Origin of the sequence: Lentzea sp. NPDC051838, assembly GCF_040681245.1 — a bacterium.
GTDB lineage: Bacteria > Actinomycetota > Actinomycetes > Mycobacteriales > Pseudonocardiaceae > Lentzea.
Genome location: NZ_JBFAYI010000018.1, coordinates 92,302 through 113,943, shown reverse-complemented (window position 1 = coordinate 113,943; position 21,642 = coordinate 92,302). Strand labels below are relative to the sequence as shown.

The following is a 21,642-nucleotide window of genomic DNA, read 5'->3' as shown; positions in this document are numbered from 1 at the left end:
CCGGGTCGTCCTACAGGGCGTGTGCCGCCGCAATGCTCGTGCGGCAAGCCCTCACGACCTGACGGTTCGCTGCGGTGTCCGGGGTGCCCGTTCCGCACGTCGGACAGAAAAGGCGTGCGGTCGTCTCGTCGACGACGACGTCGAGAGGTCTGCCGCACGGGCGGCACCAGCGATGGCCGGTGACGGGGATGACGTGGTCCGGCGATGCGACGCACTGGTGCAACCAGCAACGATGCAGGCCGCACGTCACTCGGGCGTGGGGATCGAGACCGAGCTCCTCGGCCAGGTCCTCCGCGCTGAGGACCGCGCTGAGAGTCGAGTCCTCGGCTTCGAAGGAGGTCACCAGCCGCAGGTGGGCGCGTCGCCTCATGGGGACAACCTTGCTCTGTCGGCGGAATCAGGTATACCCGCATTAATACCTGTTTAATCGCCGCTTGCGCCGAATTCCATACGGCGTAGAACCCTCTTCTCACCCGTCCGTGAGCGCCCTACGCTCAGGTTCGGACCGCGCGGCGCAGAGGTATTCCACATGGCAGATCCTGCGTACTTCCCTCCCCCGCACTCCGCCCGCATCAGCATGAGCGATGTGGAACAGCTGGAGTCGCAGACGCATTCGCTTCGTTCGGTCGACTACCAGTACGGCGGTGGATCGTGCCGCGACGCCGTCGTCGTGCGGATCTACTGGGCACAGCAGCTGCTCGCGGCTTCCGCGTCGGAGGTCGTGCGCAATCGTCTACTGTCTGCAGTCGCCGATCTGCACAACCTCGCCGGGTGGACGTCGTTCGACAGCGGGCAGGTCGGAGCCGCGTACCACCACTTCGATCGTGCGCTGGACTTCGCGCGTCACGACGAAGAGCTGACCACCAACATCGTGTACCGGCGTGGGCGCGTGCATCTGCATCACGGCGCACCGGGCGATGCGCTCGCTTACTTCCAGAGGGGTGCGTTCGCGCCGTTGGCGGCGAGCATCATGCACTCGAACGAGGCGTGGGCATACGCGCGTCAGGCCCGTTCGGCGGAAGCGTTGCGTGCACTGGGCAAGGCGAAGGACGCGTTCGCGCGCGCGGACCACGCCCACGTGCCGGACTGGGCCCGGTTCCACGACGAGACCGACCTGACGGCGATGATCGGCACCATCTACGCCGAGCTCGGGGACACCCGGCACGCGATTCCGGCGTTGTCGGAGGCGATCGAGCGGTTCGGGCCGGCGATGGCGCGCAGCTGGACGTTCTGCCTGATCGCGCTGGCGTCGTGCCACTTCCTCGACGGGGACGACGACCAGGGGCAGACCATCGGGATGCAGGCCGTGAGCGCGGCGGAGGGGTTGCGGTCCGAGCGGGTGTGGGACCGGATGCGGCCGATGGTGCAGGCCGCGGCGTCACGCGGGGTCTCGCTGCGGTAGCGATCCCGGGGAGTCTTTGCACAACCCGAACATTCGGCGGACTGTCTTCTGATGGTGCTCGGTCATCGTTCTGTGCCATGAACATTTCGCGAATCGGTGGGCTCGTGGCGGGGATGCTGCTGTTGGGCGCTGGGACCGCGTCCGCGCAGGAACCGATCACGATCAGCCCCGAGAAGGTGCAGCAGATCTGCTCGAACCGGGTCCCGCGGGTCGAGTCCCGGGTGAAGGCGCTGACCGACCGCATCAACGGCACGCCGGAAACACTGGGCTCGAAGAAGTGGATCGAGCAGAAGGCCGCGGACGCGCGCAAGGCCGGCAACACGGCCCGCGCGGACGTCCTCGACGCTCGTCTGAAGCTGCGGGACGCGCAGTTGGTGAAGTTGTCGAAGGCGGGCGAGCGCATCGCCAAGTTCAAGTCCGAGCATTGCGGGTCCAAGTGAGGTGGGTAGCGGTCCTGGCTTTGCTGCTCTCGCTGACGGCGTGCCGGGGTGAGGCGCCGGTGTCGGACCTCGATGATGTGGAATCAACGCTGAACAGCATCGAGTCGGACATCAACCAGCCGGGGTGAACGCGTGGAACGTGGCCTGGTGCTCGTCGTGGAGGACGAACCGGCGATCGCCGAGCTAGTCGCGCTCTACCTGAGGCGCGACGGGTTCGGCGTGCGGGTCGAGTCCTCGGGGGACGCGGCACTGGCCGCGGTCCGTTCGTTGTCGCCCGTCGCCGTCGTGCTGGACGTCGGGCTGCCGGGCAAGAACGGCATCGAGGTCTGCCGCGAGATGCGTGCCGCGGGCGACTGGACCCCTGTGCTGTTCGTGACCGCGCGCGACGACGAGGTGGACCGGTTGCTGGGCCTGGAGCTCGGCGCCGACGACTACATCACCAAGCCGTTCAGTCCGCGCGAGCTGGCACTACGGGTGCGCACGGTGCTGCGGCGCACTTCCGGTGGCGTGTCCGACGTTCTGCAGGTGGGGTCAGTGCGTCTGGACATCGGCGAACGGCGTGCGTTCGCGGGTTCCGACGAGGTCTCCTTGACTTCGACGGAGTTCGGGTTGCTCGCGTACCTGATGAAGAACCCGCGTCAGGTGTTCTCGCGCGAGCAGCTGCTGAGCGCGGTGTGGGGGTACGCGTCCGTCGCCGGCACTCGCACGGTCGACGTCCACATCGCCCAGCTGCGCGCGAAGTTCGGTTCGTCGAGTCCTATTAGGACAGTACGCGGCGTCGGCTACTCGGCGGACGCGTCATGAACCTCGGTGCCCGCATCGCGTTGGTGTGTCTGGGAGTCGCGTTCGTCGCGGTGCTGATCGCGGGCATCGTGTCGATCCGGCTCGTGCTGTCGACCTCGCAGCAGGTGAGCCGGGACTTCCTGCGGTCCCAGGCCGACGTGGTGTCCGGCCAGGTCTCGAACAACCGCATCGAGCAACTGCTGGAGGGCCAGGGCATCGCGATCGTCCGCATCACTCCCGCCGGCGAGGTGAACGGCTCCGACAAGGCAGCCGTCCGCGCGGCCCGCGAGGTGCACGTCGAGAACGTGCTGAGCGGCCCATCGGTGTCGGGCGTGAGCGGCCGTCTGAACGTGGAGGCGCGCGCGTCCGGCGCCGGCGGCTTCGCGCTCGTGCAGGAGACCTCCGCCACCGGTACGTACCGCAAACTGGTCCGCAACATCCTGTTCGCCCTGGGCATCGGCCTGGCCGTGGCCTGCCTGGCGGGCCTGGCCGTCGGCTCGTTCCTGGCCCGCCCGCTGAAACGCGTCGCCTCCGTGGCCCACTCGATGAGCACGGGCCGTCGTGATCTCCGCGTCCCGGTCGTCGGCACCGTGGAGCTGGCCGAGGTGGCCACGTCGGTGAATGCGTTGGCGGATGCCTTGCAGCACAGCGAATCCCGGCAACGCGACTTCCTGCTCTCCGTCTCGCACGAGCTCCGCACGCCGTTGACCGCCGTGACGGGTTTCGCGGAATCCCTGGCAGACGGCGTGGTGACGGGCTCGCAGGTGGCGCCGGTGGGCACGGTGATCCTCGACGAGGCACGAAGGCTGGACCGCCTCGTCACCGACCTGCTGGACCTGGCCCGCCTGGGCGCCGACGACTTCCGCCTGGACCTGGCCTCCGTGGCCCTGGAACCGGTGGTCCGCTCGGCCGCCGAGGTTTGGCACGCGCGCTGCAACGCCCGCGGGGTGACTTTCTCGTTGTCCGTCACCGAGTCCCCGGTGGTCTGGTCGGACGCCCGCCGCCTGCGCCAGGTCATCGACGGCCTGCTGGAGAACGCCCTGCGCGTCACCCCGGCCGGCCGCCCCGTGGTGCTCGCCCTGTCCTCCGTGCTGGAGGTGCGCGACGGTGGGCCTGGGCTGGCACCCGAGGACTACGCCGTGGCGTTCGACCGCGGTGTGCTGCACGCGCGGTATCAGGAGTCGCGGCCGGTCGGCACTGGTGTGGGGCTCGCGCTGGTGCACGGGCTGGTGACGCGGATGGGCGGCACGATCACGGCTGGTCCGGCGCCTGAGGGTGGGGCGGCTTTCACCGTCACGTTCCCGCAGGCGTCAGACGCCACCCAGCAACTTCGACGGATGGACAATCCGGCTGGATGACGGCACCTTCTCACCGTCCTGCGCAGCCGCGGCTCTGTTCCAGACGTCCAGGACCGCTCCGTAGAGGTCGTCGAGGTGCACACCCGTTCGTGCACCCAGCGAGCGGCTCGTCCTCCAGTTGACGTCCCGCCACGTGCCGTACGACGTCCGGCGCGAGGCATTGGCCAACGGCTCCAGCGCTTCCTGCAGCCGGTGCTCGAGCCCTTCCCCGACCGCCTTGTGGCCGAAGGCATCGACGACATCGGCAGCTTCGGGAAGCTCCGACCACGACACCACGACGACGTGGTGCCAGATCTCGGGCGGATAGGTGTTCGCGAGGTGGTGGCTCTCGCCGATCACCAGGTCCTTGAGCCTGCGCTCGGCCTCCAGCGTCTGGCCGACGTACAGCAGTCCCCACTGCAGCCAAACCCCGTAGACCGCAGGACCTCTCAGGCCCTCGACGAGCTTGCCCGCGAGCAGATGCGCGAACTTGTACCGGTGCTCCCGCCACGCGAGCGACGTCGCCTTGGTCGCCGCGACGTCGCGCATCGCGTGCCACCAGCGGTCGAAGGCGACGTCGGGTACTCCGGGGTCCATCCGGCCAATCTAGCGATCACTCACTTGGACTGAGGCAGCTTGACCTTCTTCTTCGCGCCGGGCGACGACGGCGGCGGCACCACGGGCCCGATGTCCCCGTCCGGCGCCACGTCCAGGTCCACGATCACCGGCGCGTGGTCGCTCGGCCCGGTCCCCTTGCGCGCGTGCCGGTCCACCCAAGCCGCGGCAACCCGAGGCGCGACGGACGACGAGGCCAGGACGAGGTCGATGCGCATGCCCAGATCGCGGTGGAACATGCCGGCCCGGTAGTCCCAGTAGCTGAAGACGCGCTCGGTGGGCCACCGGTCCCGCACCACGTCGTGGAACCCGAGCGCCTGGATCGCTTGGAGAGCGGCGCGTTCCGGCTCGGTCACGTGCGTCTGCCCGATGTAGGCCTCGGGATCGAAGACGTCGGCGTCGGTGGGTGCGATGTTGATGTCGCCGCACACCAGGGCGTCCTCGGGCCCGGCCGCCAGGACGTCGCGCAGGGCCGCGAGCCATTCCAGCTTGTACTTGTAGTGGTCCGACTCGGGTTCACGGCCGTTGGGGACGTACAGCGAGTGCACGCGCACACCACCACACGTGGCAGCGACGGCGCGTGCCTCGATGTGCGGGAAGCCAGGGGCGCCGGCCACTCCGACCTCGACGTCCACCAAGCCCACGCGGGACAGCAGCGCCACGCCGTTCCACTGCGGCTCGCCGAACAGGGCGACCTCGTAGCCGCGGGAAGACAGTTCGGAGCCGAGCAGCGCGGTGAAGGCGTCGTCGGCCAGCTTGGTCTCCTGCAGGCACACCACGTCCGGCAGCCGCTGGTCCAGCCAGGGCAGGAGCCGGGGCACGCGCTGCTTGACCGAATTCACGTTCCACGTCGCCACTCGCACGCCGTCAACCGTAGTCAACGACGCTCAAGCGCGCATCGAACAGAGAAACGCCTCCCGCCGCAGAGGGCGGGAGGCGTCACCAGAGAGAACTCAGCCGACCAGGTTGACGGTCCAGCGCTGGTTGGAGCCACCGTTGCCGGGGTGCACCACGGTGACCGAGCCGTTCTCGGTCCTTCCGAGGTAGACGTCGACGAAGTTCTGCGTCAGCACGCTGAACATCCCGACCGTGCCGTTGTCGCCGAGCGAGAACGCGAACTGCTGGTTGCCGCTGAGGTGACACGTGTACTGGATCAGCGAGGCGACCTGCTCGACCGAGCCGCCCTGGAGGTCGAGGCACTTGCCGGACATCCGGTTCTTCAGGGCGTACTTCTTGTCACCCAACGGGATCAGCTCCCACAACAGCTTCGGCCCTCGCACGCAGTCCCAGATCTCAGTGCCGGCCCCGTCCGCGAGAGCACCCTGGCCGGGAACGTCCCACAGGCCCGCGACCTGCAGGCAGCGCTGCGACTGCACGCCCTTGATCTCGACGATGCCCGGCGTCATCTCCACGGTCCACGAGACGTGGCTCGGGTCGATGATGCGCCACTGCTGGTCGATCGAGTTCGTGTTGGTGTACTGCACGACGAGCGTCGCGTTCGCACGGCCGTTGTCCGCGGCGGAGGCGAACATGCCGGTGTGCACGTTGCGCAGCTGGAACGTGCCGTTGGCGTTCTCCAGGAACTCCCAGTACTGCGTGGGCGAACCCTCGTTGCAGGAGTTCTGCACGACCAGGTTGCCGCTCACGTCCATGCACTTCTTGGAGCCCAGGTTGAACATCATGTACTTGTCGCCGCGCTTGACGAGCTCCCACACCTGCTTCGGGCCGCGCAGGCAGTCCCACAGCTCGGTGGCGGCGCCGTCGGCGTTCGCGCCCTGGTTGGGGGTGTCCCACAGGCCCGCGACCTGCAGGCACCGGCCGGACGCGCTGCCCTGGAGCTCGATCACGCGCTTGTCGGCGGGCTTGATCAGGTCGAGCTTCGCGGCCTCGTGCTGGCCGGTGAGCAGGAACGCGTTCTGCTGCGCGGTGGTGCCGTCGTACGCCCTCTGCGCGGCGGCGGCGAGGTTCGGCAGGTAGCCGTCGCGCAGGGCCCGGTCGAGGATCTCCTTGACCTGGCGCTTGGTCTCGATCGCGTCGAGGCGGTCCTGCTCGTCGCGGTCGGCCTGACGCGCGGTGTGGACGCCGGTGAAGATGAACGTCTTGTACGTCGCGGCGTCCCGCGAGTCGAACGCGGCCTGCGCGGCGGCCTTCGTCTTCGGCAGGGCCGTCGCGCGCTTGATGATCTCGTAGATGAAGTCGCGGTCGTTCATGACGATCAGGTCCGGCGTGGCGACCGCGTTCGCGACGGCCTCCCAGGCCTTCTCGCGCGCCAGCTTGTTCTGCTCGCGCTCGATGCGCTCGCGCTCCTCGCGTTCCTTCTCCTCGAGCTCACGCTGCTTGTCCGCGGCGGAGGCGGTGAAGATGCCGCTGATCACGAACGTCTGGCGCTGCTCGTCGGTGGCCGTTGTCTTGATCACCGCGGCGGCGGCCTTCTTGACGTCGCTGCCTTCCTTGGCGCGCTCCCAGATGCCGATCACGAAGTTCTGCACCGAACCCTCGAGCAGGGCCTGCGGCACGTCGATCCAGTTGATCTCGGCGGCGGCGCGCTTGCGCTCCTTGATCCGCTGCGCCTTCTTCATCTCCTCCAGCATCTGGCGGTCGCGCGCCTCGAAGATGCCGGTCTCGATGAACTGCTTGCACGCCAGCTCTTCCGGCGCGAAGTACGCCGTGAGCGCCGCGTCCTTGATCTCACCCTCCGGCGAGCGACTCCACAGCATCTGGACGAAGACCTTGTCGGTCATCTCCAGCATCTCGGGGGTCGCGACGATGCCGATCACGCGGGCGGCGTTGATCTTCGCCTCTTCGCTCGTCTGCGGCGGCGCGGCGGCCGGTGCCTGAGCGGACGTTCCGGTGGGCGGCGCCGGTTCCGGGGCGGCGAGGGCGGGGCCGGAGTTGACCACTCCGGCGAACACGGTCACCACACCGAGCGCGGCGATTCCGCGCACGCAGCGGCTGACCAGACTGGATCTGGACACGGTTTTGCTTACCCCCAGGACAGTTGTGCGGCACGGATCGAAATGCGAACGCCCCCAGGCAGTCGCGTGCCGGGCGGGACCATCGCATGAGGACGGCCAAGTGCGCAAGCCGCAGTTGGCCGCCGTCGCGCGCCGCGTCGTGCTAAGAAGCTGCCGGGCAAACGTGCCCTGCCACATCATTCTGGGGGGATACATGGGGCGCAACGCGCTCATGCGCGCCTTCGTCACAACGGTCGCAGCGGCCGCGGCGTTCGCGCTCGCCGGTACTGCCAGTGCAGCAACGGACTCCGACGAACAGTCCAAAGTATACAGAGACAGGGTGCTGCGGATCGGCACCATCGACTCCCGGCCCGAGGTGCGCAGCGCCGCGTGGGCCGCGCTCACGAGCAGCCGCGGAACCGTTGCGGTCAAAGAGTTCCTGACGACCGGCGTCTACGCGGCCAGACAGAAGGCCGTCGACAACGCCAGGCGCAACAAGGACTACATCATCCGCGTGAACCGCAGTGCGGTGCCGAACAGCGCGGTCGCCAACTCCTCGTCCCGCATGCTCGACGCGTCCACCACGGACGAGCAGCGCGTGAAGTACGTCCAAACAGGACTCGCGGAGGCGCAGGAGCTCGACCGCGTCAACAACAACCGCGACCAGGAGAAGTTCGCCGAGCAGGCACAGGCCGACCGCGACTACGTGACGCAGCTCGCAGCGCACGACCCCGGCCCGCAGGTGCGTGACGCGGCGTCCCGCGCGGTGGCCGCGGGCACCGACTACGACATCGGCCTCTTCTTCAAGTACCACTGGGCAAGTGCGGCCGCGCTCGACCAGGAGGCGTTCCGCCGGTTCGTCGCGGACCAGGACGCGATCTGGCTGGTCCGGATCAACGTCCTGATCGAGGCGGCGCAGGCGGCGGAGAAGGCCGAGCGCGAGTCCAGCGGAGAGTTCGCCCGCAAGGCGCGGCTGGAGGCGATCGGCCACTGGCGCACCATCCAGACCGAGTCGAACGGTTCCTCGGTCAACTGGGAGGGCGAACGCGACAACGCGGACGCCCAGGCCACGTCGTGGGCCGCGATCGTCGCGCACGCCCGTGCGGCGGCGACCGGCCAGGACTGGGCGAGCGTCATCACGCGGGGCACCGACGCGGGCAAGGCGTGGTCCGACCACGCCGACTGGGCCGTTGCGCAGGCCAGTGCCTGGAAGAGCATCGCCGAACGAGCACGGGAAAGCGCCGAGGCGGCGGAGAACCGAGACCTGGGGGATCGGTAACACATGAGAATCGCACCATCGAGCGCCGCGGCACTGCGGCGCCGTTCCGTCCTGACCGTGATCTTCGCGGTCGTGCTGACGTTGCTGGGCGGCAACATCAACACCGCCTTCGCCGCGCCACCACAACCCGTTGCACAGCAAGCACAACAGCCGGTCACCGCGACCGCGTCCGATCCTGAGGAGGACGCGTTCAACCGCGAGCTCGTCCAGGAGATCGCACGCACCGACCCGGATCCCGAGGTTCGCGAAGCCGCCCAGGCCGCGCTGGACACCAACGACCCGGCACGCGTCCTGTGGTTCCTCGACCACGGCTACACAGAGGCGAAGGCCAAGGCGGCGGAACGCAAGCGCGCCGAGGCCGCCCGCAACCGCGAGCTCGTCACCGAGTGGGCCCGCTCCGGCACGCCGCACGTGAAGGCGGGTGCGCAGGCCGCGCTCGACTCGAACGACGACCGGCGCATCGCGGACTTCGTGGCCTACGGCAAGGAAATCGCCGAGCAGCAGGACCGCAAGGACGCCGAGGACGAGGCCGCCAAGCGGAAGCGGATCACCGACCGCGTGCGCGACATGATCGCGGCGGGCGGCCCCCAGGTGAAGCTCGAGGGTGAGCCGATCCTCGCCGGCGGTGACTTCGCGCGGATCGAGGAGTTCTACCTCACCGGGTACGCCGAGGCGAACCGTCGCGACCACGAGCTGCAGGCCGCGATCGAGAAGGCGTTGGCGGAACGCAACAAGGCCATCACCGACCTCACCGAGACGGCCCGCCGCGCCGAGAAGGCGGCGACCGCTCGGGCGAGCATCATGCGCGCCAACATCCGTGCGGTCCAGGCGCTCGACGACGCCGTCACGGCCATGCAGCTCGCCGCCAAGGCAGCCCGCCGGGCGGACCAGATCCTGCAGGAGGACAAGCCGGGCCGCAAGAACGGCCAGCGCGGTCGCGACGCGGATCTCGTTGCGCTGCAAGCAGAAGCAGGCCGCCACGCGGAACGTGCAGCGCGTGCGGCCGAGGACGCCCGCGGCACCGTGGCCTCCGCGACGAACGCCGCGGTCGAGCTGATCAACTCCGGCATGGCGCACGGCCTCGACTGGGCCAAGGTCACCATCGCGGTCGGCCACGCCACCGAGGCGGTCGCACTGGCCACCGAGACCGCGGGTCACGCCGTTACCGCGACACTGGCCGACAGCCGCGCGCTCGACGCCGACGCGAACGCCCAGGAGCACGCCGACAACGCGCGCAAGTGGCGCGAGGAGGCGCAACGCCAGGAGCAGAAGGCGAAGGAGCTCGCCGAGGCAGCGAAGCACCAGCTCGACATCGCGGTCGCGGCCCGCGACCGCGCGGCCGCGCAGAAGGCCGTCGCCGAGGACGCGGCCCGCAAGGCTGCGTCGCACGCGGCGAACGCCCGTTCGTACCGGGTGAACGCCCAGAACGCGGCCGCCAACGCCTTCGCCCGCAGCCAGGCGGCGGTCGAGGCGCAGGGCAACGCCGTGGAGGCGGCGGGCAAGGCGCAGGCGGCGGTGGACGCCGTGACCCGCACGGAGGAACGGCACCGCGCGGCGATCAAGCTCACCTCGATGCACGTCCGGTACGCGAACCAGCTGGAGAAGCACCTGAAGGAGGTCCGCGACAAGGCGATCGCGGAAGGCCGCAACGTCGACGAGGCGACCAGGGAGATCTCGGCGCAGGCCACCGCGGCCCGCAACGAGGCCAACGCGTCGCAGGGTTACGCGGACGAGGCGGGCAGGGCAGCCGCCGCGGCGGCCAACGAGGCACGTCTCGCGGCGGCCGAGGCTCAGCGCGCTCGCTCCGCGGCACTCAACGCGGACAAGGAGGCGGTCACCGCACGCCGGGCCGTCGACGAGGCCCGCAAGCTCGCGATCGAGGCGTCGTCCGCGGCGGCTGCCTCGAAGGCCGCTGCCGACGAGACCCGCACCGAGGCCGAGGCGTCGGTGCTGGAGAGCAACCAGGCCCAGTTCCAGGCGGTCATCACGGACCGGGCGGCCTCCGCGGCGGCCGCGTCCGCGACGATGATCATCGAACCGGCGGCACGGGTCGAGGACATCGCCCGCGCGTTCGCCGGCATCAACGCCGACGCGCGCCGTGCTCTGGAAGCGGCGGCCAAGGCGACGATCGTCGGTGAGGAACAGGCCCGTTCCGCCAGGGAGAAGGCAACGGAAGCGGAGCAGGCGGCCAACCGCGCCCGCGAGGCGGCCGAACGCGCCATCGGTGACGCGAAGATCGCCTTCGAGGCGGCCCAGCGCGCAGCGCAGTCGGCGGAGCAGGCGGCGAAGTACGTCGTCTCAGCCAACGACGCGGCGAACGCGGCAGCCGAGCACGCGGCCGGTGCGCACGCGGCGGCGAACCAGACCGCCCGTTCCGCGGCGGTCGCGAGCAGCGAGGCCGCGACAGCCAGTGAAGCCGCGTCGTGGGCCGCGAGCTCGGCGGCGACCGCGGGCCAGGCGGCGGCGTCGGCCGAACGCATCCAGGCGTGGGCGGTCAACGCCAGCAACGCGATCAAGGACATGATCACGGGCATCAACAACGTGCTCGACTCGATCCCGGACGCCAAGGCGCGCTGGGCCGAGGCGCAGCGCCTCGCCAAGGAAGAGGCACAGCGCAAGCAGGACGCGCTGAACAAGGAGTTCTGGGGCTACGCCAACGACGTCCTCAACTGCGCCCTCTGGTACCCCGGCGAGACCTGCCGCAACTTCGCCGGCCGGGTCCTCGACAACATGGGCAAGAGCGCGGAGTTCTGGGCGAGCTTCGCCAAGGACTCCTACGAGTGCTCCGGCGGCGACCAGGAGGCCTGCAAGCGCCAGGAAGCCTCCCAGCGCGCCCTCGCGAAGGCCCGTGACGGCATCATCGCGGGCTACAAGGAGGGTCTGAAGGGCTTCCTCGAGGGCGTCAAGGGCCTCTACGGCTGCGGGTTCCAGGTCGTGGGCGCGCACCCCGGTTACTCCTACTGCCAGGACATCTGGGCGGGCATCAAGGACACCTGGAACAACCCGTACAAGCTGATCCACCTCGACACCTGGCACGAGGACCCGGCCAAGGCGCTCGGCATGACGCTGTTCGACGTGACGGCGGCCGCGGCCACCGCCCCGCTCGGCGGCGCGGGCGGCGGTCTGTCGAAGATGCTCAGCGGCGTCAGCGCGGCACTGCTGAAGGCCACGACCAAGATCACCAAGGGCGCGGGCAAGTTCGACAAGGTCCTGATCAAGGTCGTCGGCGAGCTCGTGGAGAAGGTCCCGAACGGCCTCGCGGACGTGTCCGGTCTGCTGCTCAAGGTCGAGAAGCGCGTCGTCGACGGCAAGGAAAAGCTCGTCGCGAAGCTCGAAGGCGGCTACACCGACATCAACGGCTCGGTGCACCACGTCGCCGACCTGGAGCTGGACGTCAAGGGTGACGTGTCCAAGCTCGAAGGGGCCACCGCCGAGCTCAAGGGCGGCGTGCTCCGGCTCGACAACGGCGTTGCCAAGATCGACCAGCTCGAGTTCAAGTGGGGCGAGGGCAAGCCGCTCGACGGCCTCGACCCGGACGAGGACTGGCACTTCGACTCCAAGACCGACAAGTACAAGGCGGTCGAGGAAGGCGTCGCCATGTACCTCGCCAAGGAGGCGTGGGAGAAGGTCGGCGCGCTCCACCAGCGGGCGACGAGGAACGAGCCGGCGATCACCGGCAAGTTCAAGGACATGATCCAGCTCATCCCGGACGCCACGCACGCGGGTCTGCCCCAGCGTCTGAAGGGGATCGACTCGTTGCGGCGCAAGGCCGCTGGTGCGCTGAAGAACCACGACGGCCCGGTCGACCCCGTCCTGAACTCGCTCAACGACGTGGTCCGCTACACGATGGTCCTGCCGGAGAACGGTCTCTCGTACTACAACGGCGTCACGGCGGGTATCAAGACGCTGCAGGCGAGTGGCCTGAAGCTCCACCCGGATCCGAAGAACTTCAAGAACCGGTGGGCGGACTGGGAGACCAAGGACAAGTACCGCGGCATCAACACGACGTGGGAGGACCCGGCGACCGGACAGCTGTTCGAGGTCCAGTTCCACACGCCGCACAGCCTCATGGCGAAGGAGTGGGAGCACAAGGTCTACGACCAGAAGCGCGTGCTCGACGCCCACCCGGAGCAGAAGGCGCAGCGCAAGGCGGAGTACGACCAACTCGAAGCCAAGTCCGCGTTGATCTTCGCTCAGGTGGCGTTCCCGAAGAACGCCACGCAGATCACGATCGACATGTTCAGGTAGGTTCGGCCGTGGTGAAGGAGGTGCCGTTGAGCACGGAGTACACGTACTACGCGATCATCCGCAGCGGGTGGACGGCAGATCGCCCGTTCGCGGTGGCACGCGAGTGGCACTCGGACGGGTTGCCCTGGGCCGAGACGTACACCCGCGACCTCCGCTGGGAGGCGACGTCGGTGCTGACCGCCATCCGCGCGGGCCGCAGCGACGACGACGCCGAGCCCATCGCCGAGGACGTCGTCGAGCGGTTCATCGCTCGCATGAAACGCAGCGTTGAGCTGAAAGAGCAAGGCGAGTAGTGAAAGAAGGGCCTCCCGTTCACTGACGGGAGGCCCTTCTTCATGTCCACACAGGACTCGGCTGCTTCAGGCCCCGTGCCGCGATCCAGGCGATCACCGGCAGCACGGTGAGCGACAGCAGCGCCCACTGGAGCGTCGTCGCGCTCGCGATCGCCCCGATCGCCGGCGCGGCCACTCCCCCGACGCTCACCGCGAGGCCGAGCGTGACGCCGCTCGCGGTGCCGAGCCGGTTCGGCAGGTAGTCCTGGCCGAGCGTGGTGTGCAACGAGAACGGCACGTAGAGCGCCACGGCGGCGAGCGCGATCATCAGGTAGACGGCGGGTCCCGGTACGAGTGCGACGCCCGCGACCGCAGGCACCGCAACGGCATAGGACACGCGCACGGTCCTGATGCGGCCCCACCGTCCGGCCAGCACGCCGCCCAGCAACGTGCCCAGCGCCCCGACCCCGAACAGCAGCACCAGCGCGACCGACCCCGCGACGAGGCCGCCGACCCGTTGCGCCACCCAGATCGCCAGGAACGTGCTGAGCCCGAACGTCACCATCGAGCGTGCGATGACCACGACGGTCAGCCGGCCGAACTGACCCCAGTCGTCGCGTCCGGCGTGAGCGGTGTGGTGTGTGGTGGCGCCGTGGACTCCCTTCAGCGCCATGGCCGTCAACACACCGCCGACCAGCGCGGGGATCATCAGCAACGGGCTCGCTTGCAGGCCGCCGAACACCAGCACCGGCGTCACGAGCACCGGCCCGAGCGCGAAACCCGCGTTGCCGCCGAGCGCGAACCAGCTCATGCCGAGGTGGCCGTCGCTCGACACGCGGCGGGCGAGCCGGGCCGCTTCGGGGTGGTACGCGGCGACTCCGAGGCCTGACAACGCAATCGCGAGCCACGTGAACAGGTACGAGTCGCCGAGCCCACACAGTCCGATGCCCACACCCGCGACCGTCATGCCCACGGGCACCAACCACGGCATGGCACGCCTGTCAGTCAGGACACCGAACAACGGTTGCACGACCGACGACAGCAGCGTCGCGGCGACCGTGATGCCGGCCGCCGCGACGTAGCCGTAGGACCGTTCGGCGACGAGGAACGGAACGATGGCGGGGACGGCGCCCTGGTAGAGATCGTCGACCGCGTGCCCGGCGACCAGGACCGACATTCGCCATTTCGAGTGGTTCACCCGTCCGATCGTGCTGCCCGGAAGGCGTTCGCGATTCCGATATTCTGCCTGTGTATGTCGAATTCACGCCACGAGCCGGCGGCCCCGACCACGAGCCGCGACCTGGCCGCCGCCGCCACGGTCACGCCGCACTGGCACGACGAGAACCAGATCGTCTACGCCAGCCGCGGTGTCGTGGCCGTGCACACCGAGACGTCGCGCTGGATCGCGCCCGCCCACCGCGCGCTGTGGATCCCTTCCGGCACAGTGCATTCCCACCGCGCGTACGGCGTCACACGGCTGCACTTCCTAGGCCTCGCACAGAACCCGTTGAGGCTGCAGTCGCCTTCCGCACTTGCGGTGTCCCCTCTGCTGCGCGAACTGCTGATCGCCTACACGTCGCTCACCGACCGAGAAACCCCTGCCGCCAAACGAATGCGTCTGGTTCTGCTCGACCAGCTCGCCACCGCGTCCGAACAACCGGTGCGCGTCCCCGCTGCCCGTGACCCCAGGCTCGCGGCGGTCTGCGCACTCCTCGAAGCCGACCCCTCGGACTCCCGCAGCCTCGCAGCCCTCGGACGAGCAGTCGGCGCGAGTGGCCGGACGCTGACCCGCCTGTTCCGCGACGACCTGGGCATGACGTTCCCCCAGTGGCGCACGCAACTGCGCCTCTACCAGGCACTTCGCCTGCTGGCCGAGGGCGTCCCGGTCACCTCGGTGGCCCACCGCTGCGGGTTCGCCACCGCGAGCGCGTTCATTGACGTGTTCCGCCGCTCGCTCGGCCACACCCCCGGCTCGTACCTCTAGAGGACGTTGAACACCTCCTCGGCCCGGTCGCGCTTGACGAACATCTGCCACGCGGTCTCGGCGATCTCGTCGGGGTTCAACGTGTGCCCGGCGAGGTTCCCGAACTGCTCGGGCTTCCTCTCCACCATCGTGTGGATGTCGCCCCTCTCGATGACACCACCGATCGTGAGCGTGCCCGCGTACACACCCTTGTCCGCCAACGCCGCGTTGAGCGTCACGGCGTAGTTCCTGATCGCGGCCGACGACAGCGCGATCGCCCCGAGCACCGGCAGCGGCACCACCGAGCTCAACCCGCCCGCGAACAACAGGCCGCCACCACGCTCGACGACGCTCGGCAGCACGTGCTGGACGACGTCGATAGCCGGGTAGAGCCAAGCCATGGCTTCCGCGGCCTCGTCCGACGTCGTCGACGTGATCTCACCCGGCATCTGGTCGAAGTCGCTCGCGCCGGGCCCGTAGTACACGACGTCGACCGGCCCGATCTCGTCCAATGTGGACAGCAGCTTCCGCTTGTCCCGCACGTCGACCGCGAACGCCCTGGCCTTCACCCCGGCTTCCGCGAGCTCGGCCAGATAGCCCTCGTGTCTCTTGCTGCTCCGCGACACGAGGGTCACGTCGTACCCCTCGCGCCCGAACCGGTGCGCGATCGACATGCCCAGCCCTGGCCCGACTCCGAGCACAACAGCGTTGGGAGACATGGGTTTCACCCTTCCTTCGCCTAATTCGAGGGTCGCCTCGACTTGCCGTCGCCGACGCTACCACAGAATTCGAGGGCACCCTCGACTTAACCGCCGAGTAGGATCCGGGGATGGTCACCGCGTCGAGGCCCCTGCGTGCGGACGCGGCACGCAACCGGTCGAAACTGCTGGCAGCGGCCGCGGCACTCTTCGCGGAACGCGGCGTCGACGTACCGATGGAACACATCGCCCGCCGGGCCGAGGTCAGCATCGGCACGCTCTACAAGCACTTCCCGACCCGCGAGAACCTGATGGCGGCGATCTTCCCCGAACGCCTGGCCGCCCTGGACGTCATCGGCGAGAAGGCCCTGGCCGACCCGGACCCGTGGCACGCGTTCACCGTCTACCTGGACGACCTCTACGCCCTGCAAGCCGAGGACCTGGGCCTGAACGACATCCTGGCCCGCGACCTGCCGGACGCCCCGGAAGTGGTGTCGGCCTGCCACCGAGGCGTGGGCCACGCGGAAATCCTGATCACGCGCGCCATCGACGCCGGCGTGCTGCGCGGCGACTACTCGATCACGGACATGGCCACGCTGACCAGGGCGATGGCCCAGGTCATCCGCGACTCGCCCGCAGAGTGGCGGCGCTTCCTGGCGATCTACGTCGAAGGACTGCGCGCACCCTGAACCGTCATTCCGAGCTCAGAACGATGTCCTTCAGTTCCGCCAGGGTCTGAATCCGATAGCGGGCTCCGGAGAAATCCTGGCCTTGGGTGAATTCGTTGTGGACGACGGCACAGTCGACACCGGCCGCCACCGCCGAACGCAGCCCTCTGGCCGAATCCTCGACGACCAGAGCGTCCTGCCTGCTGGCGCTTCTCGTGGATGATGTCGAAATCCGCGCGCTTCGCGGTGGCCATGCGGACGAACTTCGACAGTTCGGCCAGGGCGTCGACCACACCTCCCGAGTCCCTCGCCCATGTCCCTGAGGTACCGGCCCTCGTCCAGGACCACGCCATGGACACCGCACGAATCTCGCGAAGGCGCGCCAGTGCCTGAGCCTCGGGGGTCTGGGGGTCGTCCCCCAGAAGACAAGGCCACGGACGTGACAGGTCCGCGCTCTCTGCGGACACACGTCACCCAGGACGTGGGGCAGGTCGGATTCGAACCGACAACCTGACAGATTATGAGTCTGCTGCTCTGACCGGTTGAGCTACTGCCCCCTCGCAGCGGCGGCCCTCTCCCTGGCTCACGCTGCGTGGTGGAGGATACCGATCACGCCGAACGGGCCTTGCGCGCCCCCGTGGCGAGCGACACATAGGCTGCACGCGTGCGTTTGACCCTCCGCGACTTCACCCCGGCGGACGAGCCCGAGGTGCTGCGGCTGTTCGCCGACTGCGACGACTGGTTCCAGGCTGCCACCGGGCATCCGTCCGGGCCCGGTGACGTGCAGAGCCTCTTCTACGCGTTGCCGGAGGGCACCAGTGACGAGCAGAAGCACCTGCTCGTGGCCGAGGCCCAGGGCATGATCGGGTTCGTCGACCTCGTCCTCGACCATCCCGCGCCGAACCACGCGAGCATCGGGTTCTTCCTGGTGCCCAAGGATCTGCGGCGGTGGGGCATCGGCAGCGAGATGGTGCGGGCCGTCACGGAGCGCTACCGGGACATCACCCACTTCCACGTGAAGCTCGACGAGTTCCAGCCCGGCAGGGAGTTCCTCAGGGCCATGGGCTTCGCGCTCAACGGTCAGCGCGCGGTGCTGGAGGTCGCGCCGAGGTCCGACGGGCGGTAGCCGTCCGGGTAGCCGGGGTAGGTGCGGTTGCGTGCGCGCGTCAGCTTCAACGAACGTCGCACGGGCATGCGGCGCACCACGAGAGCGCGCAGTCGCAACGCCAGGCGGCCCAGCACGCCTACGAAGGCAGGCGGAGCGGTGAAGCCGAACGCTCGCACCATCAACGGGTCCAGCAGGCCGACCACGGCTCGCGACACGACCGGCGAGAGCACCGACGGGTACCACGAGCAGAACAGGTCGAGCGTGTACTGCCCGATGCGGCGGTTCGAGGGAGCGAACACGAAGTGCTCCTGCTCGTACGCCGTCTTGAAGGCACGGAACTCGCCGAAGTCGGACGGAATCGAGCGGATCCCCATCCTGCCGCCGACCGCGCGGTAGAAGTGGAACGCCGCCAGCTGCTCGGCAACCGTCAGCGGCCGCCAGCCGTACCGGAGAAGCCAGTCGATCGGGTCGTAGATGAACGTCGACAGCACGTACAACATGTCGTCGTTGGAGATCGGGTAACGGCCGTGCTGCCGGTTCACCACCCGCAGAGCCTCACGCCCTCGAGCGGAGTCGTAGCCGTGTTCGACGAGCTCGGCCATCAGCACCGCGGTGTCGTCGTAGCGCTTCTGCGGCCGGCGTTCGAACTCGCCGGTGCGTTCCAGCAGGCCCGAGATCGACGGGACGCAGTACGTGCGAAACAGCGCCAGCTCCAGCGATTTCTGGTAGTCCCAGGGGAACTCGAGGCCCGCGGAGATCCGCATGATCTCCTCGTGGTCGGCGACGGGATCCAGCGACGTGATGCGGCGTAGATTCGCGAAGCGGCCCATCCACCCAAGCTGACCCACGCGCCACCAAAGCACCAGGCCCCAGTCGGATGACAAGGATCGACCGTTGCGCATCACCTTCGTCCTGCACCTCTTTCCGCGCGGGCCCATCGGCGGCTTCCGCGTGGTCTACGAGTACGCGAACCGGTTGGCGGCAACGGGATGCGAGGTCACCGTCGTCCACGAGCGGTGGCGGGGTGACGTCCGCGAGGCCATGCGCGATCTCTGGCACGGCCGCAGCCAGCCCCGGCTGCGGGCCGCCGTCACCTGGTTCGAGATCGACCCGCGGGTGCGGCTGATGATCGTGCCCGAGCTCAAGCCGGAGAACCTGCCACCGGCCGACGTCACCATCGCCACGCACTGGCCGACCGCCCGCCTGCTCCCCCACGTGAAGAGCACGCCGTTCCACCTCGTCCAGAACTACGACACGTGGGACGGCGTCGAAGAACTACACGAAGTGCTGAAGATGGACGTCCCCAAGATCGCCGTCTCCGGCTTCCTCGCGAGGACGCTCGAAGATCTCGGCAACACCACCGTCACCGTCATCCCGAACGGCCTGGACCACGACACGTTCCAGCCGCCCACAACAGACCTTCCGCGTGGCGACACCGTGGCGATGCTCATCAGCAAACACCCGTCCAAAGGGTTCGCGACGGGCATGAAGGCCCTCGAACAGGTCAGGAACAAGATCCCGGGCCTCCGGGTCAACGCGTTCGGCGTCCGGCCGAGGCCCGGCGACCTGCCCGAGTGGATGACCTACCACCACGGCCTCGAAGGGAAGACCCTCGTCGAGAACGTCTACCACCGCAGCGCGGTCTTCCTGTGCAGTTCCTCCACCGAGGGCTGGGGCCTGCCCGCCGCCGAGGCGATGGCGTGCGGCACGGCGGTCGTCAGCACCCGCAACGGCGGCGTCGAGGACTTCTGCACCCACAACGAGAACGGGCTTCTCTGCGACAGCACCGACAGCGCGGGACTCGCCCAAGCCGTCACGAGAATGCTCGAAGACGACGAACTCCGAACGAAATGCGTCGAAGCCGGCTACCTGACCGCCGCACGCATGGACTGGAGCGCCTCGGCCCGCTCGTTGATGAGCTTCATCCGCGCGTTCCACTCGACCGTCTCGTAGTGCGCGCTGCCCTCGACCGACCCCTGCCCCGGCCACTTCCGGTAGTGCAGGCCGACCACGGGCTCGAAGAAACCGACGGACAGCACCGAAGCCGCGATCAGCAACCCGGTGTCGTCACTGCCCGGCACCGCCATCCACCCACCCAGCAGCACCGCGAGATCCCGCCGCAGGCACAGCGTCGTCGGGTGCACCGGCAGCCGGAAGTCGTTCCGCCGCCACAGATCGAGCACCACCCCGGGCGGAAGCGGGCCACCGGGAGGATCCCCGTCGAAGGCCACCAACGACCCGTCCGGCATCAGGTCGAGCGCCCGGGAGGTCGTCCACCGCACCTCACCGCGAACGGCGGCGATGTCGCGAGCCAGCACGCCGGGAGTCAGCACGTCGTCCTGGTCCAGGTTCTTCACCAGCTCACCGCGCGCACGGGACAGCGCCAGGTTCCGTGTGATCGCCACCCCGCCGTGCCGCCCGGAACCGTGCAGCACCCGGTCGTCGGCAGGCAGCACGTCCACGGCGATCCCGGTGCGACCGTCCTCCTGCACCAGCCACTCCCACGCCCACCCGTCCGGCAGCTCCTGGGACGCCAGCGACCGGTACGCCTCCAGCAGATAGCCGGGATCCGGGTCGTAGACGGCGGTGATCACCGAGATCGTGCGCACGAGGCAGCTCCACCACGAGAAAGGCCCCATCCGCAACCGGATAGGGCCTCACCTGCTGTTACGCTCCCCCAACTGGACTCGAACCAGTAACCCTGCGATTAACAGTCGCATGCTCTGCCAATTGAGCTATGGGGGAATGTTCTGTTGTGTCTTGCTTGTCAGGCTTGGTTCCTCCTGACAGTGGGTAACTCTACATGAGCCTCAAAACGAGTTCCTCACCCACCCCCCGTTTTGCGGCAAGATGACCCCTGACCAGCCACGATGGGAGAGGAGACCCCCACATGAAGGCCATCTTGGTCGGCATGGCGGTCGGCTACGTGCTCGGAGCGAAGGCCGGACGTGAGCGCTACGACCAGATCGTGCGGATCTGGCACCGTTTCGTCGAGAGCCCGACGGTGCGCAATGCGGCCCACCAGGCGAAGGACAAGGCCGTCGGAGCTGCGCATTTGGCCGCCGAGAAGGCTCCGTGGCGGCAACCGCAGGAATCCAACGGCCAGCCCGTGAGGTGACGCGGTTCACACCTGCGCGACCGCGAAGATCCTCCTGAACGGGAACCACGTCGTGCCGTCGGCTCGCCGCGGGTAGGCCTCGCGCAGCCGCGGCGCGAGCTCGGCGACGTACGCGTCCCAGTCCGTTGAGGACAGTGCCGCGCGCACCGGCCGCAAAGCGGTGCCAGAGACCCATTCCAGCACCGGGTCGGGCCCGGCGAGCCGCTGCACGTACGTGGTCTCCCAAACGTCCACAGAGGAGCAGCCGGCCAGCAGCTCGGCGTACTCCACCGGGTCGAGCACGGGCTTCTCGGCGCGGAAGACGTGCTCCAGCGACGGCCCGGCGACCTCGCGGATCAGCCGGTGCGACGAATCGCCGTAGTTGCCCGGCACCTGGAACGCCAGCCACGCACCAGAAGGCAGCGCGGCAGCCCACTTCTCCACGATCGAGGGATGCGACGCGACCCACTGCAGGACCGCGTTCGACACCACGACATCGGTGTCCGGCAACGGTTCCCACGACGTCACGTCGTCCACGCGCGCGTCCACACCCGCGGCACGAGCGGCCTCGACCATCTCGGCGGACGAGTCGAACGCCTCCACCACAGCGGAAGGCCACCGCGAGGACAGCGACGCGGTCAGATTTCCGGGGCCACAGCCCACATCCACCACGCGACGGGGCTCGGTAGCCCCCACGCGTGCCACCAACTCGTAGAACGGCCGCGCCCGGTGATCGGCGAAGGCCAGGTACTGCGCCGGATCCCACATACAACTAACA

22 protein-coding genes and 2 tRNA genes are annotated in these 21,642 nt (G+C 68.7%); 13 read left to right on the top strand and 11 right to left on the bottom strand.

Annotated features, from left to right (window positions below; genetic code table 11):
• Nucleotides 1-10: 10 nt before the first annotated feature.
• Nucleotides 11-370, bottom strand: coding sequence for a hypothetical protein (locus AB0M24_RS31305; protein WP_363775923.1), 360 nt, complete (start codon nt 368-370; stop codon nt 11-13).
• Nucleotides 371-529: 159 nt separating this feature from the next.
• Here AB0M24_RS31305 and AB0M24_RS31300 point away from each other — a divergent pair, with 159 nt between their 5' ends.
• The 5 genes from AB0M24_RS31300 to AB0M24_RS31280 all read left to right on the top strand — a co-directional run bounded on the left by AB0M24_RS31300 (nt 530) and on the right by AB0M24_RS31280 (nt 3,983).
• Nucleotides 530-1,402 (top strand): hypothetical protein, encoded by an 873-nt coding sequence (locus AB0M24_RS31300; RefSeq protein WP_363775920.1) that lies wholly within the window; start codon nt 530-532, stop codon nt 1,400-1,402.
• Nucleotides 1,403-1,479: 77 nt separating this feature from the next.
• Nucleotides 1,480-1,842 carry a hypothetical protein gene (locus AB0M24_RS31295; RefSeq protein ID WP_363775917.1) on the top strand — a complete coding sequence of 121 codons (363 nt, stop codon included), beginning with the start codon at nt 1,480-1,482 and terminating at the stop codon, nt 1,840-1,842.
• Nucleotides 1,839-1,970, top strand: coding sequence for a hypothetical protein (locus AB0M24_RS31290; RefSeq protein WP_363775914.1), 132 nt, complete (start codon nt 1,839-1,841; stop codon nt 1,968-1,970). The genes AB0M24_RS31295 and AB0M24_RS31290 overlap by 4 nt, the downstream gene beginning before the upstream one ends.
• A 4-nt stretch (nt 1,971-1,974) precedes the next feature.
• A complete protein-coding gene (locus AB0M24_RS31285; RefSeq protein ID WP_363775911.1) occupies nt 1,975-2,646 on the top strand; it encodes a response regulator transcription factor in 672 nt (223 codons plus the stop codon).
• Nucleotides 2,643-3,983, top strand: coding sequence for a HAMP domain-containing sensor histidine kinase (locus tag AB0M24_RS31280; RefSeq protein WP_363775908.1), 1,341 nt, complete (start codon nt 2,643-2,645; stop codon nt 3,981-3,983). The genes AB0M24_RS31285 and AB0M24_RS31280 overlap by 4 nt, the downstream gene beginning before the upstream one ends.
• Here the strand turns inward: AB0M24_RS31280 and AB0M24_RS31275 are convergent.
• The 3 genes from AB0M24_RS31275 to AB0M24_RS31265 all read right to left on the bottom strand — a co-directional run bounded on the left by AB0M24_RS31275 (nt 3,936) and on the right by AB0M24_RS31265 (nt 7,552).
• Nucleotides 3,936-4,559 (bottom strand): hypothetical protein, encoded by a 624-nt coding sequence (locus AB0M24_RS31275; RefSeq protein ID WP_363775906.1) that lies wholly within the window; start codon nt 4,557-4,559, stop codon nt 3,936-3,938. The genes AB0M24_RS31280 and AB0M24_RS31275 overlap by 48 nt on opposite strands.
• A gap of 20 nt (nt 4,560-4,579) precedes the next feature.
• A complete protein-coding gene (locus AB0M24_RS31270) occupies nt 4,580-5,440 on the bottom strand; it encodes an exodeoxyribonuclease III (RefSeq protein ID WP_363775903.1) in 861 nt (286 codons plus the stop codon).
• A gap of 90 nt (nt 5,441-5,530) precedes the next feature.
• Entirely contained in the window at nt 5,531-7,552 is a 2,022-nt protein-coding gene (locus AB0M24_RS31265) for an RICIN domain-containing protein (protein WP_363775900.1), read from the bottom strand.
• 193 nt (nt 7,553-7,745) lie between these two features.
• On the opposite strand from AB0M24_RS31265, the gene AB0M24_RS31260 reads away from it, so the two are divergent.
• From AB0M24_RS31260 to AB0M24_RS31250, 3 genes are read left to right on the top strand one after another with little or no spacing between them, the layout of a single operon-like run.
• Entirely contained in the window at nt 7,746-8,810 is a 1,065-nt protein-coding gene (locus AB0M24_RS31260; RefSeq protein ID WP_363775897.1) for a hypothetical protein, read from the top strand.
• A 3-nt stretch (nt 8,811-8,813) separates the two neighbouring features.
• Entirely contained in the window at nt 8,814-13,058 is a 4,245-nt protein-coding gene (locus AB0M24_RS31255) for a hypothetical protein (protein WP_363775894.1), read from the top strand.
• A gap of 8 nt (nt 13,059-13,066) precedes the next feature.
• Nucleotides 13,067-13,351: a hypothetical protein gene (locus AB0M24_RS31250; RefSeq protein WP_363775891.1), complete on the top strand. Its 285-nt coding sequence runs from the start codon at nt 13,067-13,069 to the stop codon at nt 13,349-13,351.
• A gap of 40 nt (nt 13,352-13,391) precedes the next feature.
• Here the strand turns inward: AB0M24_RS31250 and AB0M24_RS31245 are convergent, their stop codons facing one another.
• A complete protein-coding gene (locus AB0M24_RS31245) occupies nt 13,392-14,528 on the bottom strand; it encodes an MFS transporter (RefSeq protein ID WP_363775888.1) in 1,137 nt (378 codons plus the stop codon).
• A 54-nt stretch (nt 14,529-14,582) separates the two neighbouring features.
• Here AB0M24_RS31245 and AB0M24_RS31240 point away from each other — a divergent pair, with 54 nt between their 5' ends.
• Nucleotides 14,583-15,314 carry a helix-turn-helix transcriptional regulator gene (locus AB0M24_RS31240; RefSeq protein WP_363775885.1) on the top strand — a complete coding sequence of 244 codons (732 nt, stop codon included), beginning with the start codon at nt 14,583-14,585 and terminating at the stop codon, nt 15,312-15,314.
• Here the strand turns inward: AB0M24_RS31240 and AB0M24_RS31235 are convergent.
• Nucleotides 15,311-16,012 (bottom strand): SDR family NAD(P)-dependent oxidoreductase, encoded by a 702-nt coding sequence (locus AB0M24_RS31235; RefSeq protein WP_363775882.1) that lies wholly within the window; start codon nt 16,010-16,012, stop codon nt 15,311-15,313. The genes AB0M24_RS31240 and AB0M24_RS31235 overlap by 4 nt on opposite strands.
• A gap of 110 nt (nt 16,013-16,122) precedes the next feature.
• Between AB0M24_RS31235 and AB0M24_RS31230 the strand changes: the two genes are divergently transcribed.
• Nucleotides 16,123-16,680 (top strand): helix-turn-helix domain-containing protein, encoded by a 558-nt coding sequence (locus tag AB0M24_RS31230; protein WP_363775879.1) that lies wholly within the window; start codon nt 16,123-16,125, stop codon nt 16,678-16,680.
• Between the two features lie 461 nt (nt 16,681-17,141).
• On the opposite strand, the gene AB0M24_RS31225 is transcribed toward AB0M24_RS31230, so the two are convergent.
• Nucleotides 17,142-17,216 (bottom strand) — tRNA-Ile (locus tag AB0M24_RS31225).
• Nucleotides 17,217-17,323: 107 nt separating this feature from the next.
• On the opposite strand from AB0M24_RS31225, the gene AB0M24_RS31220 reads away from it, so the two are divergent.
• Nucleotides 17,324-17,785, top strand: a complete 462-nt coding sequence (locus AB0M24_RS31220) for a GNAT family N-acetyltransferase (RefSeq protein WP_363775876.1) — start codon at nt 17,324-17,326, stop codon at nt 17,783-17,785.
• Here AB0M24_RS31220 and AB0M24_RS31215 read toward each other — a convergent pair.
• Nucleotides 17,740-18,597 (bottom strand): oxygenase MpaB family protein, encoded by an 858-nt coding sequence (locus AB0M24_RS31215; protein ID WP_363775873.1) that lies wholly within the window; start codon nt 18,595-18,597, stop codon nt 17,740-17,742. The genes AB0M24_RS31220 and AB0M24_RS31215 overlap by 46 nt on opposite strands.
• Before the next feature lie 64 nt (nt 18,598-18,661).
• Between AB0M24_RS31215 and AB0M24_RS31210 the strand changes: the two genes are divergently transcribed.
• Nucleotides 18,662-19,720: a glycosyltransferase family 4 protein gene (locus tag AB0M24_RS31210; RefSeq protein WP_363775870.1), complete on the top strand. Its 1,059-nt coding sequence runs from the start codon at nt 18,662-18,664 to the stop codon at nt 19,718-19,720.
• Here the strand turns inward: AB0M24_RS31210 and AB0M24_RS31205 are convergent.
• Nucleotides 19,633-20,376: a glycosyltransferase gene (locus AB0M24_RS31205; protein WP_363775867.1), complete on the bottom strand. Its 744-nt coding sequence runs from the start codon at nt 20,374-20,376 to the stop codon at nt 19,633-19,635. The genes AB0M24_RS31210 and AB0M24_RS31205 overlap by 88 nt on opposite strands.
• Nucleotides 20,377-20,439: 63 nt before the next feature.
• Nucleotides 20,440-20,512, bottom strand: a tRNA-Asn gene (locus AB0M24_RS31200).
• 145 nt (nt 20,513-20,657) lie between these two features.
• Between AB0M24_RS31200 and AB0M24_RS31195 the strand changes: the two genes are divergently transcribed.
• Complete coding sequence (locus tag AB0M24_RS31195) at nt 20,658-20,885, top strand: hypothetical protein (RefSeq protein ID WP_363775864.1); 228 nt, start codon at nt 20,658-20,660, stop codon at nt 20,883-20,885.
• A gap of 6 nt (nt 20,886-20,891) precedes the next feature.
• Here the strand turns inward: AB0M24_RS31195 and AB0M24_RS31190 are convergent, their stop codons facing one another.
• Nucleotides 20,892-21,632: a trans-aconitate 2-methyltransferase gene (locus AB0M24_RS31190; protein ID WP_363775861.1), complete on the bottom strand. Its 741-nt coding sequence runs from the start codon at nt 21,630-21,632 to the stop codon at nt 20,892-20,894.
• Between the last annotated feature and the right edge of the window lie 10 nt (nt 21,633-21,642).

Coding starts and splice junctions, on each gene's coding strand:
- AB0M24_RS31190 (WP_363775861.1), bottom strand. CDS start 21,632: ATGTGGGATCCGGCGCAGTACCTGGCCTTCGCCGATCACCGGGCGCGG.
- AB0M24_RS31230 (WP_363775879.1), top strand. CDS start 16,123: ATGGTCACCGCGTCGAGGCCCCTGCGTGCGGACGCGGCACGCAACCGG.
- AB0M24_RS31305 (WP_363775923.1), bottom strand. CDS start 370: ATGAGGCGACGCGCCCACCTGCGGCTGGTGACCTCCTTCGAAGCCGAG.
- AB0M24_RS31300 (WP_363775920.1), top strand. CDS start 530: ATGGCAGATCCTGCGTACTTCCCTCCCCCGCACTCCGCCCGCATCAGC.
- AB0M24_RS31255 (WP_363775894.1), top strand. CDS start 8,814: ATGAGAATCGCACCATCGAGCGCCGCGGCACTGCGGCGCCGTTCCGTC.
- AB0M24_RS31215 (WP_363775873.1), bottom strand. CDS start 18,597: ATGGGCCGCTTCGCGAATCTACGCCGCATCACGTCGCTGGATCCCGTC.
- AB0M24_RS31275 (WP_363775906.1), bottom strand. CDS start 4,559: ATGGACCCCGGAGTACCCGACGTCGCCTTCGACCGCTGGTGGCACGCG.
- AB0M24_RS31280 (WP_363775908.1), top strand. CDS start 2,643: ATGAACCTCGGTGCCCGCATCGCGTTGGTGTGTCTGGGAGTCGCGTTC.
- AB0M24_RS31240 (WP_363775885.1), top strand. CDS start 14,583: ATGTCGAATTCACGCCACGAGCCGGCGGCCCCGACCACGAGCCGCGAC.
- AB0M24_RS31195 (WP_363775864.1), top strand. CDS start 20,658: ATGAAGGCCATCTTGGTCGGCATGGCGGTCGGCTACGTGCTCGGAGCG.
- AB0M24_RS31260 (WP_363775897.1), top strand. CDS start 7,746: ATGGGGCGCAACGCGCTCATGCGCGCCTTCGTCACAACGGTCGCAGCG.
- AB0M24_RS31235 (WP_363775882.1), bottom strand. CDS start 16,012: ATGTCTCCCAACGCTGTTGTGCTCGGAGTCGGGCCAGGGCTGGGCATG.
- AB0M24_RS31295 (WP_363775917.1), top strand. CDS start 1,480: ATGAACATTTCGCGAATCGGTGGGCTCGTGGCGGGGATGCTGCTGTTG.